At 64.2% G+C, this 13,074-nt stretch carries 9 protein-coding genes; 7 read left to right on the forward strand and 2 right to left on the reverse strand.

Features of this window, described 5'->3' with window-relative positions; all coding sequences use genetic code 11:
- Positions 1-91: 91 nt before the first annotated feature.
- Positions 92-622, reverse strand: a complete 531-nt coding sequence (locus HHL08_RS05040; protein WP_235954960.1) for a hypothetical protein — start codon at positions 620-622, stop codon at positions 92-94.
- 220 nt (positions 623-842) lie between these two features.
- Here HHL08_RS05040 and HHL08_RS05045 point away from each other — a divergent pair, with 220 nt between their 5' ends.
- Positions 843-1,811: a magnesium and cobalt transport protein CorA gene (locus HHL08_RS05045; protein ID WP_169571403.1), complete on the forward strand. Its 969-nt coding sequence runs from the start codon at positions 843-845 to the stop codon at positions 1,809-1,811.
- Here HHL08_RS05045 and HHL08_RS05050 read toward each other — a convergent pair.
- Positions 1,789-2,844 (reverse strand): LacI family DNA-binding transcriptional regulator, encoded by a 1,056-nt coding sequence (locus HHL08_RS05050; RefSeq protein WP_169571404.1) that lies wholly within the window; start codon positions 2,842-2,844, stop codon positions 1,789-1,791. The two genes, HHL08_RS05045 and HHL08_RS05050, sit on opposite strands and share 23 nt — an antisense overlap.
- 260 nt (positions 2,845-3,104) lie before the next feature.
- On the opposite strand from HHL08_RS05050, the gene HHL08_RS05055 reads away from it, so the two are divergent.
- The 6 genes from HHL08_RS05055 to HHL08_RS05080 all read left to right on the forward strand — a co-directional run bounded on the left by HHL08_RS05055 (position 3,105) and on the right by HHL08_RS05080 (position 13,071).
- Complete coding sequence (locus HHL08_RS05055; RefSeq protein WP_169571405.1) at positions 3,105-5,483, forward strand: TonB-dependent receptor; 2,379 nt, start codon at positions 3,105-3,107, stop codon at positions 5,481-5,483.
- A gap of 138 nt (positions 5,484-5,621) precedes the next feature.
- Entirely contained in the window at positions 5,622-7,256 is a 1,635-nt protein-coding gene (locus tag HHL08_RS05060; protein WP_235954942.1) for a glycoside hydrolase family 3 protein, read from the forward strand.
- Positions 7,250-9,184 carry a glycoside hydrolase family 3 protein gene (locus tag HHL08_RS05065; RefSeq protein ID WP_169571407.1) on the forward strand — a complete coding sequence of 645 codons (1,935 nt, stop codon included), beginning with the start codon at positions 7,250-7,252 and terminating at the stop codon, positions 9,182-9,184. The genes HHL08_RS05060 and HHL08_RS05065 overlap by 7 nt, the downstream gene beginning before the upstream one ends.
- A 4-nt stretch (positions 9,185-9,188) precedes the next feature.
- Positions 9,189-10,121 carry a formylglycine-generating enzyme family protein gene (locus tag HHL08_RS05070; RefSeq protein WP_169571408.1) on the forward strand — a complete coding sequence of 311 codons (933 nt, stop codon included), beginning with the start codon at positions 9,189-9,191 and terminating at the stop codon, positions 10,119-10,121.
- On the forward strand, positions 10,118-11,761 hold the full coding sequence (locus HHL08_RS05075) for a sulfatase family protein (protein ID WP_169571409.1): 1,644 nt from the start codon (positions 10,118-10,120) through the stop codon (positions 11,759-11,761). Before HHL08_RS05070 ends, HHL08_RS05075 begins: the two co-directional genes overlap by 4 nt.
- A 35-nt stretch (positions 11,762-11,796) precedes the next feature.
- A complete protein-coding gene (locus tag HHL08_RS05080; protein WP_169571410.1) occupies positions 11,797-13,071 on the forward strand; it encodes an MFS transporter in 1,275 nt (424 codons plus the stop codon).
- The last annotated feature ends 3 nt before the right edge of the window (positions 13,072-13,074 follow it).

Raw genomic sequence — 13,074 nt, forward strand, 5'->3', positions numbered from 1 at the left:
TCGATCAATTCTTTCCGCGTTGCCATGCTCATCTTCCTCATCGTTCCCTCCCGACCGTTGCCGGGAGCATTCTAGATGAGGCAACGGCCTGTCACTCAGGAGCAAAAAGGGTGAGGCAATGCGGCGTGGGCGACAGGGTCGCAACGCCGCGCATATGTGCGATCAACGCCGACAGCCACAGCGCATCCCCGGCCGCGTGATGGCGCGTCGCCCCCTGCCCGTCGGCAAAGGCCATGGCGGCGGCGACCCGCCGCGCATCCGCACCCTGCTCATCGAACAGGGTCACGACATGCTGGATTTTGAAGGGCGTCGGTGCCCCGGCCGCGGCGGCCAGCGTATCGAGCCAATATTGATCGATCAGGCTGTCGGCGACCACCCGGCACCCCTGCGTCGCGGCGGCCAGTTCAGCGAGCACGACCGCCGCGGGCTGCCCCTCGCGCACGATCCGGTCGCGGGTCAGGCCATGCAGCGCCTCAGCCTCCGCGGTCCAGTCCCAGCCGGACCAGTCGTCATGCGGCCGGATCAGCCAGCTGCGCGACCTGTCGCCATCGGCTATGCCCACTTCGATCGGGAAGGACCGGCCATGGCGCGGCAGACAGGACGCCTCGAAATCGATCGTCATGATGTGCAAGGCACAACTCCAAAATTTCGCGCGGCCTGCCCCCTCCAAGCCGGTGCCGCGCGTTCTTCCATGCGCCCCTTTCGGCCCCAACTATGTCATGCCAAAGTCAATCGCCACCCCCTTTGGCAAAAATCATATGCGGTGAAGCACGCGCGCGTCGAAACGCGGGACGTGCGCATTATCTTCTGCTAGGCGGCGGAAACCAAAGGGAAACACGCGCATGACCGTTGTCGCCGCCTATCTCTATCGCAACGGCCAGCGGGTGCGCCCTGTGGCGATCGACGAGCGGGTCGATTGCGCGCCCGACAAGTCGGAATTTATCTGGATCGGCGTTGCCGAGCCGACCGAGGCGGAGATGGGGACGCTGGCCCGCACCCACGGCTTGCATCCGCTGGCGGTGGAGGATGCGATCAAGGCGAATCAGCTGCCCAAGGTCGATATCTATGGCGACCAGCTGTTCGTCGTCGCGCGCACCGCCCATGTCGAGGGTGACGCCATCTGCTACGGCGAAACCGCCCTTTTCGTCGGCCCCAGCCATCTCATCAGCGTCCGCCACGGGTCGGCGCGCGCCCATCTGGCGCTGCGCGAAGAGTTGGAGGCGGTGCCGTCCCGCCTGGCCCAGGGGGTGGATTATGTGCTGCACGCCATCCTCGACTTCATCGTCGACGGCTATCTGCCGATCATCGAGGGGATCGAGGAGGAAGTGCTGGAAATGGAGCAGCAGATGATCGACCATTTCCTGCGCCGCGAGGATATCACCCGCATTTTCAGCCTGCGCCGCCAGCTCATCCGCTTCCAGCGCATCCTGCTGCCCATGCAGGAGGTCGCGACCAAATTCGTGAAGATGGACCTGCCCAGCATCGATCCCGAAGCCCGCCCCTATTTCAGCGACGTGCGCGACCATGTCCGCCGGGTGCAGACGATGGTCGACGATCTGCGCGAAATCCTGAACAGCGTGTTCGAATCGAGCAACCTATTGGAGCAGCAGCGCACCGGCGAGATTACCCGCCAGCTTGCCGCCTGGGCCGCAATCCTGGCCGTGCCGACCGCGATCGCGGGGATTTACGGCATGAATTTCGAATATATGCCCGAACTCAAGACGCGCTACGGCTATTTCGTGGTGCTGGGTGTGATCGGCGTGGTCTGTTCGCTGCTCTATGCGCGGTTCAAGAAGCTGAAGTGGCTGTAACCGCTGCCACCGATTCGCGGATCACCAGTTCATGCGCCAGATAGTCGTTCACGCGTGCGGTGGCGTCCCCGCCCCGCGCCAGAGCGACGGCCAGGGTGGCGGCCTGCGCTGAAATCTGCTTGCCCGGATGCTTGACGGTCGTCAGCGACGGCCAGATTTTTACCGCGATCGGCGTGTCGTCAAACCCCGCCACGGACAGGTCGCGCGGCACATCCAGCCCGCGCCGATGCGCCAGTGAGACGATTGCGGCGGCCATGTCGTCATTGCTGGCAAAGATGGCAGTCGGTCGGTCGGACAGGTCCAGCAGCATCGCGCCAGCCGCCAGCCCCGATTCGAAACTCATGTCGCCGCTGACGATCAGGTCGGGCCGGATGGGCAGCCCCGCATCGCGCAGCGCCGCCTGATAGCCCTCGCACCGGGTCCGGTGGATAAGGTGGCCGGTGCCGCCGCGGATGAATCCGATGTCCCGATGCCCCAAGCCGATCAGATAGGCGGTCATGTCCCGCGCCGCGCCAAAATCGTCGATCCGCACGCAATGATCGCCCGGCAGGTCGTCGCCTGGCGACATCGCCACGACCGGCACCGGGAAATCGGTGGTCAGGCCATGGCGGTTGGCGACTTCGCAATAGGGCGGGACGATCAAGATCGCATGCGCGCCATTTTCCACCAGCCCCTGCATCTGCTGCGCGATTTCTTTCGGGTCGCCGCTTTCCAGCGGGCGCAGCAATAATTGCGCGCCCAGCCGACTGGTCGCGTCCAGCGCCCCCACCAGGATAGAGCTGAGAAAGGCGTTTTCGATATTGCGATAGAGCAGCCCGATCCGCGTCGCGCTGGCGCTGGCGAGCGAGCGTGCCGCCATATTGGGGACGTAGTTGAGGGCGCGCACGGCCGTCATAACCGCCTCGCGCGTGCTGTCACGCACCCGCGGACTGTTGTTGAGGACATTCGACACGGTCATGGCCGATACGCCGGCCCGCTCCGCCACGGTCTGGATAGTGATGGCCTGGCTGGCGCGGCGACCCGAACGGGCCATGCGAAAACTCCTTGCGAACGGACGGACACGGTTGCGCCGCAGCCGCATGTTTAACGCTATATTCCGGGCGGTTGCAAATGCCTCTACGATGCCCTGTGACACAAAATCCGCATCAGCGCCAAAAAATGTAGCGCTAAAATTTCTATATTGACTTCGCCGCCGCCGAGGAAGATTTAACGCTACAACCGAGCGGCCAACCGCTGGTGAGATTAACTTTGTACGACCGCGCGCCGATACAGGTGCCGGACAGGGGAGGATATATGCGCTTTTCCAAGACCATGATGATGCGCCGCGCCGCGGTGTCTGCTTTCAGCCTGGGCGTCGCCCTGGTCCCTGCCGCCGCGATGGCGCAGGACGCCGCGCCGCAATCGCCGCCGATGGACGGCTCCGACATCGTGGTGACCGCGCAAAAGCGCGCCGAGCGTTTGCAGGACGTGCCGCTGGCCGTGACCGCCGTGGGCGCCGACACGCTGGCCAATCGCCAGATCAACGACAGCAACTCGCTGGTCCAGGCCGTGCCGTCGCTGACCTTCCAGCAGGGCGCCACCCCGACCAACAGCAGCTTCCGCATCCGCGGCATCGGCACCGCCCTGTTCGGCCAGGGTGTCGAATCCTCCGTTTCGACCGTGGTCGACGGCGTCGTCGCCGTCCGCCAGACCCAGGGCTTCACCGACCTGGCCGACATCGAGCGGGTCGAAGTGCTGCGCGGGCCGCAGGGTACATTGTTCGGCAAGAATGCGACCGCCGGCGTCATCAGCGTCACCACCGCCCGCCCGTCGCGCGATTTCGAAGGCCGCGCCGAAGCGACGATCGCCGAAAATGGCGAATATCGCGCCCGCGGCACCGTGTCCGGCCCGATCAGCGACACGCTGCGCGCCCGCGTCACCGGCTTTTACAACGATGTGCGCGGCGTCGCCCGCAACATCGCCACCGACAGCTGGGACAATGGCTCCAAAAGCTGGGGCGTGCGCGGCAAGCTGGAATGGGATGCGACCGAGAATCTGAACCTGCTGTTCGCGGCGGAATATCGCAAGACCGATGCGGATTGCTGCGCATCGACCTGGATCGCGATCACCAACCCCAATCTGCAAACGCTCGTCGGCCCGATCGACGCCACCCGGAACAACCGGACGCTGAATGACGAGACGGTCACCCGGTCCAACAGCGATCAGCAAACCTATTCCTTGCAGGCCGACTGGGATCTGGGCGCTGCGACCATCACGTCCATTTCCGCTTATCAGAAATATCATCTGGACGTGAACCAGCCGATCGAGCGCATCAACAGCGATGTGCCTTTGTTCGTCGGCGCGGGCGCCACTTACGCCTATTTCAGCCAGAACCATGGCATTGTGGACCTGTCCGCCTTCAGCCAGGAACTGCGCATCGCCAACAACGGCAATAGCGATCTGAATTATGTCGCCGGCGTCTTCTACATGCATTCGGACATCGAACGGCCGTTCGATCGCCGCCGCGCCCGCTGCACCGCCGGCACCTTCGGCGAAGCCTGCGCGCCCGCCAACATCGTGTGGCAGTCGGCCAGCAGCGACGTCCGCCTGAAGCAGGAGAGCATCGCCGCCTTCGGCCAATTCGACTATCGCATTACCGGCGGCCTGAAGCTGATCGGCGGTCTGCGCGTCCAGCATGAAAAGGGCACCAACAGCGGCACTCGCACCGCGCCTATCGTGGTGGGCGATGTGATCTTCCCCGGCAATGCATCGACCAGCGGTTCGATCAGCGCCAGCGACACCGCCGTCACTGGCAAGGCGGGCCTGCAATATGAATTCAGCCGCAATGCGCAACTTTATGGCAGCTATACCCGCGGCTATAAGGGGTTGGGCTATGACATGGAAATCTCCACCAACCTGGCCGATCAGACCGTGCTGGAGCCTGAACATGTCAACGCCTATGAAATCGGCTTCAAGGGTCGCACCGCCGATGGCGTATTGAGCTTCAGCACCGCGCTCTTCCTGGCCGATTATACCAATTTGCAGGTGCAGGCTAACCGGTCCGACCTTTCGTCGGGCGTGGTCCAGTTCGTGTCCACCAATGCCGGCAAGTCGCGCACCAAGGGCTTCGAGGTCGAGGCGACCGTGCGTCCCGACGATCATTTCAGCCTGACTGGCGCGGTCACCTATTCGGATGCGACGATCGACATCGACGGCCTGAACTGCCCACAGCAGATCGCCGCCACCGCGCCGATCATGTCGGGTACGCCGATCAATGTCTGCTACCGCACGGCGGCGGGCGTCACCCCGACGCAGAATCTGCGCGGCGCCACCCTGCCGGTCAGCCCGAAATGGAAGATCAGCATCGCCCCCCGCTATGAGGCGCAGATCCCGGGCACCGACTATGCCGGTTTCGCGCAGGTGGGCGTCAACTTCCAGAGCGCGATGAATTTCTCGGTCGAGCAGGACCCGCTGCTGGAACAACCCGCCTACACGCTGGTCGACGCCAGTATCGGCGTGAAGCAGATTGACGGCCGTTACAGCCTGACCCTGTTCGTCAAGAATCTGTTCGACGAAAATTATCTGACCAGCATCGGCCACACGTCCTTCCTGGGCGGCAATTACGATCTGGTCGGCACTTTCAACAAGGATGCGGATCGCTATTTCGGCGCTACGCTGGGCGTGAAGTTCTGATCCTTTCGGGCGCGGCGGTTCTGGTCGCCGCGTCTGCTACGACGACGCCTTCAGCGATCCGAAATGAGCAACGTCATTCCTAATCCGACTTCTCCGCTTTCACCCAGCGCCGGTCCTCCCGCCCTCTCCCGCGAGGACATGGCCTGGGTGGAAAACACCCGCGACGCGATGAGCGTCGAGGCGCAGATCGCGCAACTGTTCGTCCTGTCAGCGCGCCATGACAGCGCAGAAGAGAATGAAGGGCTGCTGGCCCATGCGCCTGGCGGCATCCATCGTTTCCCGACTCATGATCTGGACGCGGCTTGGGCTGCGACCCGTCATGCGATCGAACGGTCAGACGTCCCGCTGATCCTGTCCGGCGATATCGAGGGCGGCACCGTCAGCTATCCCTTCACCACCGCCATCCCCAACCAGATGGGCATCGCGGCGTGCGACGACCTGGACCTGAGCGCCGATCTGGCGGCCATCGTCGGGCGCGAAAGCCGGGCGCTGGGCTATAACTGGTCCTTCACCCCCGTCGTCGATATCAATCGCGCCTTTCGCAATGCGGTGGTCGGCACCCGCTCCTATGGGTCCGACCCCGACCGCATCCTGGCCCAGGCGCGCGCCTATGTCCGCGCGTTGCAGGCGCAGGGCGTGGCCGCTTGCGCCAAGCATTGGCCGGGCGACGGGATGGACGATCGCGACCAGCATCTCGTCACCAGCGTCAACGACATGGACATGGCCGAGTGGCGGGCGACCTTTGGCCGCATCTTCGGCACATTGGTCGATGATGGCGTGATGACGATCATGTCGGCGCATATTGCGCTTCCCGCCTATATCCGCGAAAAACTGCCGCAGTCCGGTGCGCAGGCATTCGCGCCCGCCTCCGTCTCCCGCCTGCTCAACGAAGAGTTGCTACGCGGCGAGCTGGGCTTTCAGGGGCTGATCGTGTCCGACGCCACCGTCATGGGCGGCCTCACCAGTTGGATGGACCGCGCCGAGGCGGTGCCAGCGGTGATCGAAAATGGCTGCGACGTCTTCCTGTTCAGCCGCGACCCGGCCGAAGATATGGCGTTGATGCTTAAAGGCCTGCGCGAAGGCCGGCTGTCCGAGCGCCGCCTGAACGAAGCCGTCACCCGTTTCCTGTCGCTGAAGGCGAAGCTGGGGTTGCACCGCATGACACTGGACGAGCGCATCGCCCCGCTGGACCGGGTGCGCGACGGGTTGCGCCAGCCCGACCATCTTGAAACCGCAACACGCGCCGCCGCGGGCAGCCTGACCCTGGTCAAGGATCGCGCCGCCCTGCTGCCGATCGATCCGCAACAGCATCGCCGCGTCGTCGTCATCTCGGACGAGGGCACGAGTTTCTTTTCCGGCGCGCCCGACCGCGACTTCACGCCATTGCGCAGCGCACTGGAGGGCCGGGGTTTCCACGTCCGCAGCTTCGATGCCGACGCCATGCCGACGCCGGACGACACCGACCTCATCCTCTATCTGATCGGGCAGGAAGCGACGCCTTCGCTCAGCCATATCTTCCTCGATTTCACCAAGCTGCATGCCGGGCCGCGCAACGCGATGATCCAGTTCAACAGGGAAATCCCGACCCTGCTCGTCTCCTTCGGCCAGCCCTATTATCTGTATGACGCGCCGAATTTCGCGACCTATATCAACGCCTATGCCTCCCTGCCCGCCGTGCAGGCGGCACTGGTGGAGCGGCTGGTCGGCGATGCGCCCTTTACCGGGGTCAGCCCGGTCGACGCCTTTTGCGGGAAGGAGCAATTGACATGGTAAGCCCGCGCAGGATCGCAGCGGCGTCGCTTTTCGTGCTGGCGCTGGGGGGCGCGGCGGCACCGCACAAGGACTGGCGCGACCTCAATCATAATGGCCGGCTCGACCGCTATGAAGATGTGCGTGCGCCGATCGACACGCGGGTCGAGGATCTGCTGGGTCAGATGACGCTGGCGGAAAAGGCCGGGATGCTGCTGCATGGCACCCTACCCACGCCCGGTTCCTCGATCGGCTTCGCCGGTAAAGTTTATGATGCGGATGCGACGGCAAAGCTGCTGAACGAGCGCCATATCAGCAGCTTCATCACCCGCCTCGTCGTGTCCCCTTCAGAACTGGCCGCGCAGAATAACGCCGTGCAGAAGCTGGCGGAGGCGAGCCGTCTGGGTATTCCCGCCACGATCAGCACCGATCCGCGCCATCATTTTCAGGCGACCTTGGGTGCCAGCACCACCGGCGGCGGCTTCTCGCTCTGGCCCGATACGCTGGGCTTTGCCGCCTTGGGCGATGCCGACACGGTCCGCCGCTTTGGCGACATCGCACGGCAGGAATATCGCGCGGTCGGCATCCATATGGCGCTCTCACCGCAGGCCGACCTTGCCACCGAACCACGCTGGCCGCGCTTCGCCGCCACCTTCGGGTCCGATCCGGCCGAGGTGTCGCGTTTGGCCGGCGCTTATGTCGAGGGGTTCCAGCATGGCCGCACCGGCGTCCGCCCTGATGGCGTCGCCACGGTGGTCAAACATTGGGTTGGATACGGGGCGGAACCGGAAGGCTTTGACGGCCATAATTATTACGGCCGCAACGCCAAGCTGAGCGACGCCGCCTTCGCCCAACATGTCCGCGCCTTCGACGACAGCCTGGCCGTCCGCAGCGCCGGGGTCATGCCGACCTATGTCATCGTCCACGGTCCGAAGATTGCAGGCAAGCCGATCGAACCGGTGGCCGCTGGTTTCAACAAACAGTTGCTTACCGGCCTGCTGCGCGGCGAGAAAGCCTATAGCGGTCTGATCGTCTCCGACTGGTCGATCACCCGCGATTGCCCGCAGGCCTGCGTCGCGCCCGACGCCGCCAACCCACAGACGCCCGCGTCGATCGGCACGCCCTGGGGCATGGAAACGGCCGACAAGACGGCTCGCTTCGCGAAGGGTATTGAGGCCGGGATCGACCAGTTTGGTGGCGCGGACGATCCTGCGCCGATACTGGACGCCGTCGCCAGGGGGTTGGTCAGCGAGACGCGGATAGACGAATCCGTCCGCCGCGTGCTGCGCCTGAAATTCGAACAGGGCCTGTTCGACAATCCCTATGTCAATGAAGCCGCCGCGGCGCGGATCGTCGGCAATCCGCAGGCGCAGCAGCAAGCCGACGCCGTTCAGCGCGCCAGCCAGGTGTTGTTGCGCAACGATCGCGCCACGCTGCCGGTCGCTCCGGGCAAGCGTATCTGGCTGCACAATGTCGATGCCGCCGCCGCGCGGGCGGCGGGTTTCGTGGTAGTGGACGATCCGGCGCAGGCCGACATCGCGCTGGTCCGCACCGCCACCCCGTTCGAAACGCTGCATCCGCATCATTTCTTTGGCGCGCGCCAGCATGAAGGGCGGCTGGATTTCCGCGCCGACGACAAGAATGTGCAGGCGATTGCCCGCGCCTCCGCCCATGTCCCCACGATCGTCGCGGTAGAGATGGACCGCCCTGCGATCCTGACCGCGATCGAGCCGATGGTCCGCGCCCTTATCGTCACCTTCGGCGCCAGCGACGCGGCGGTGCTGGATGTCGTGACCGGCCGCGCCGTGGCGAAGGGCCGCCTGCCCTTCTCGCTCCCCCGATCCATGGCCGATGTCGAGGCGCAAAGCCCCGACCTGCCCGATGACGGCCCGCCGCCCGCCTATCCGCGCGGCGCGGGCCTATTGCTCAAGGCGGCTGCCAGCCGTGAATGACGGCATGATCCACTTGCCCGGCGGCGCTTTCCTGATGGGGTCGGATCGATTCTATCCCGAAGAAGCGCCAGCGCGCCGCGTGCAGGTGGACGGCTTCCGGATCGACGAAACACCGGTCACCAACCGCGACTTCGCCCGCTTCGTGGAGGCAACCGGCCATGTCACGCTGGCCGAGATCGCGCCCGACCCCAAAGACTATCCGGGCATGGACCCGGCGATGGCGCAGGCGGGATCGCTCCTCTTCCAGCGCACTGGTGGGCCGGTGTCGCTCGACGACTATAGCCAGTGGTGGCAGTTCAGCGTCGGCACGGACTGGCGCCATCCCCATGGCCCGGACAGCCGGATCGATGGGCTGGAGGATCATCCGGTCGTCCATGTCGCCTATCAAGATGCGGAGGCCTATGCCCGATGGGCGGGCAAGGCGCTGCCGACCGAGGCGGAATGGGAATATGCCGCGCGCGGCGGCCTGGACGATGCGGACTATGCCTGGGGCGATGAACTGGCGCCCGGTGGGGCGATGTTGGCCAATTACTGGCAGGGCGCCTTCCCCTATGGCAACACGCTGGCGGACGGATATGAGCGCACGTCGCCGGTGCGCACCTATCCCGCCAACGGCCATGGCCTGTTCGACATGATCGGCAATGTCTGGGAATGGACGACCGACTGGTTCGCCCAGCCCCGGATCGAACGCAAGGCCAAAGGCAGCTGCTGCGTCCCCGCCAATCCGCGCGGCGGCACGAAGCGTGAGAGCCTGGACCCGGCCACGCCCGACATCCCCATCCCGCGCAAAGTCTTGAAAGGCGGGTCGCATCTATGCGCCGCCAATTATTGCCAGCGCTACCGCCCCGCCGCCCGCCATGCGCAGGCGGTGGACAGTGCGACCAGCCATATCGGCTTTCGCTGCATCATTCGGGACAAGAAGGGAACCCGTCCATGAAAAACGCCCGCCGCGCGCTGAACGCCGCCATGATCGCCGCCTGCACCTTGTTGGGTCCAGCCGCGCTGGCCAAGCCGGCGAACGCGCCTCAGCCAAAGCCGACCAACATGATCTTCGTGCTGGTGGACGATCTGCGTTATGATGCGATGGGTTTCCTGACGCCCGGCCTTCAGACGCCCAATATCGACCGGCTCGCCAAGGATGGCGTCTATTTCCCCAATGCCGTCGTCACCTCCTCGCTCTGCTCGCCCAGCCGCGCCACCATCCTGACCGGCCAGACCGCGCGCAATCATGGCGTCGTGGATAATAATAACAGCTCGGAGGAAGGGCTGACCTTCTTCCCCAAATATCTGCAACAGGCGGGTTACCAGACCGGCTTCTTCGGCAAATGGCATATGGGTTTCGATACTGACGCCCCCCGTCCCGGCTTCGACAAATGGGTCAGCTTCAAAGGGCAAGGCGCCTATTTCCCGACCGAACAGCTATCGCCCGAAAAGATCGCCGCCGGTGATCGCCAGATGCTCAACGTCGATGGCGCGGCGGTTAAACGCACCGGCTATATCACCGACGAACTGACCGATTATGCGATGAACTGGCTGGAGAAAGGGCGTGACAAGTCCAAGCCCTTCTTCCTCTATTTGAGCCACAAGGCGGTCCATAGCGACCCGCTGCCGCCGGACCGGTTTAAGACGCAATATAGCGACCTGCCCATCAAGCTGCCCGCCAGCATGGCGAACACGCCGGAAAACAACGCGGGCAAGCCGATGTGGGTACGCAACCAGCGCAACAGCTGGCATGGTGCGGACTTCCCCTATCACACCAACAATCCCATGACGCAGCAGGTCCGCGACTATTATCGCACCCTGTCGCCCGTGGATGAGAGCCTGGGTCGCATCCTGGCTTATCTCAAGACGAACCATCTCGACAAGAATACGATGGTCGTCTTCTATTCCGACAATGGCTTCATGATCGGCGAACATGGGCTGATCGACAAGCGCAACGCCTATGAACCGTCCGTGCGCGTGCCGATGATCGTATGGGCGCCAGGCATGGTGCCCAAGGGCGTGACCAACCCGGCCGTCGTGCGCAATCTCGACCTCGCGCCGACCTTCCTCGACATCGCCCATGTCGCCAAACCGGCACAGATGGAGGGCAAGAGTTTCCTGCCTGTGGCCGAGGGCAAGATCGATGAAAAGGCGTGGAATCCAGGCGATTTCGTCTATGAATATTATTGGGAATGGAGCTTCCCCCAGACCCCCACCACCTTCGCGATCGAGCGCGACCGGGTGAAATATATCCAATATCATGGCGTCTGGGATCTGGAGGAACTGTACGACCTCAAGAGTGATCCCGATGAGATGCACAATCTGATCGAAGATCCAAAATGGCTGGATACCAAGATCACCTTGCGCAAGGCGCTGTTCGACCAGTTGGGCAACAGCAAGGGCGCGCATGTCGTTCCCTATACCCGCAAGACCAGTTCGGGTCTGGTGAACCGCAATATCGATGGTCCCCACGCTGCCGACTTCCCGGCCGACTGGTATGTGCAACCCAACCTGCCGACCAAGATGAACGACCTGTTCGCCGACAGCCCCGCGAAGGCGAAGGCCGAGGCCGAAGGTAAGACCTACCACCCCTGATACTGGCCCGCCGGCCCTTCTGAAAGTTCGCGTCGATGACAGCATCCCCTTTGCCAGAAGCCACCCGCCCCACCGTGTCGATTGGCTTTATCGCCATCTATGTGCTGGCACAGTTCGGCATCTGGGTCGCGCTGCTGACGCCGGTGGTGATGACGCTGGCGCTGCGCGTCGGCGACATTGCGAGCGAGGCGGAAAAGGGCCGCTGGCTGGGCATCATCCTGGCGATCGGCGGTTTTGTCGCGCTGGTCGCCACGCCCGTTTGTGGCGCGTTGTCCGACCGGACGCGCAGCCGCTTCGGGCGTCGGCGGCCATGGCTGGTGGGCGGACTGGTGGTCGCGGGCGCTGGCCTGTTGCTGCTGGGTCTTGCCCCCAATCTGCTACTGCTGGGCTTGGGCTGGATCATTTGTCAGGCCGGCTTCAACGCGATGCAGGCGGGCTGCCTGCCGATACTGCCGGACGTCATACCGGTGCGCTGGCAGGGTCGGGTCGCAGGCATGTTGGGCATGACATCGACCATGGGGACGTTCGCGGGCAGCTGGATCACCCAATATACGCAGGGATCGTCCCTGCTGATGTTCCTCGCCCCCTTCGCCATCACCGTCGCCGCGATCGGCGCATTGTGCCTGATCCTGCCCGATCGCCCGGCCCAAATCCGTTTGGAAGATGGGGGCGACGATCACCGCCGCCTTGGCCCGCTCGCCCTGCTCCGCGCGATCGGCGCGCCGTTTCGCGACTGGGACTTCAGCTGGGCCTTTACCAGCCGCTTCCTCATCATGATGGCCTGGTCGTTCCTGCTGACCTACCAGCTCTTCTTCCTGACCGACCAGTTGTCGCTCCCCCGCGGGGAAGCCATGCGGGTCATGGTCAAGTCGATGGCGATCATTGCGACGGCGACCATCGCGATCTCGCTGATCGGCGGTTTCATCACCGACTGGACCGGCCGGCGCAAGCCGCTGGTCTTCCTCGCCGCGACGCTGGAGGCAGCGGGCTTCCTGACGATCGCCTTTGCCCCCTCCGTGCCGCAATTCCTGGTCGGCGTCGCAATGGCCGGGATTGGCAAAGGCCTCTATTTCGCGGTCGACCTCGCTCTGCTCGCCGCCATCCTGCCCCGGCCGGAGGACAGCGCCAAGGATATGGGCGTGTTCCAGATCGCCAACAGCCTGCCCCAGTCGCTCGCCCCCGCCATCGCGCCGATCATCCTGGCGATCGGCAGCGCAAGCGGCGACGATTATGCGGTGCTTTACGTGGTCGGATGCGGCTTTGCGCTGCTGGGCGCGATCACCATCTGCCCGGTGCGGCGTTCGCGATAAGGG

The sequence above is a fragment of the Sphingobium psychrophilum genome, assembly GCF_012927105.1.
Classification (GTDB): Bacteria; Pseudomonadota; Alphaproteobacteria; order Sphingomonadales; family Sphingomonadaceae; genus Sphingobium; species Sphingobium psychrophilum.

What these genes read in the sequence shown, in the direction of transcription:
- HHL08_RS05070 (WP_169571408.1), top strand. Translation starts at nt 9,189, where the DNA reads ATGATCCACTTGCCCGGCGGCGCTTTCCTGATGGGGTCGGATCGATTC.
- HHL08_RS05075 (WP_169571409.1), top strand. Translation starts at nt 10,118, where the DNA reads ATGAAAAACGCCCGCCGCGCGCTGAACGCCGCCATGATCGCCGCCTGC.
- HHL08_RS05065 (WP_169571407.1), top strand. Translation starts at nt 7,250, where the DNA reads ATGGTAAGCCCGCGCAGGATCGCAGCGGCGTCGCTTTTCGTGCTGGCG.
- HHL08_RS05055 (WP_169571405.1), top strand. Translation starts at nt 3,105, where the DNA reads ATGCGCTTTTCCAAGACCATGATGATGCGCCGCGCCGCGGTGTCTGCT.
- HHL08_RS05040 (WP_235954960.1), bottom strand. Translation starts at nt 622, where the DNA reads ATGACGATCGATTTCGAGGCGTCCTGTCTGCCGCGCCATGGCCGGTCC.
- HHL08_RS05080 (WP_169571410.1), top strand. Translation starts at nt 11,797, where the DNA reads ATGACAGCATCCCCTTTGCCAGAAGCCACCCGCCCCACCGTGTCGATT.
- HHL08_RS05050 (WP_169571404.1), bottom strand. Translation starts at nt 2,844, where the DNA reads ATGGCCCGTTCGGGTCGCCGCGCCAGCCAGGCCATCACTATCCAGACC.
- HHL08_RS05045 (WP_169571403.1), top strand. Translation starts at nt 843, where the DNA reads ATGACCGTTGTCGCCGCCTATCTCTATCGCAACGGCCAGCGGGTGCGC.
- HHL08_RS05060 (WP_235954942.1), top strand. Translation starts at nt 5,622, where the DNA reads ATGGCCTGGGTGGAAAACACCCGCGACGCGATGAGCGTCGAGGCGCAG.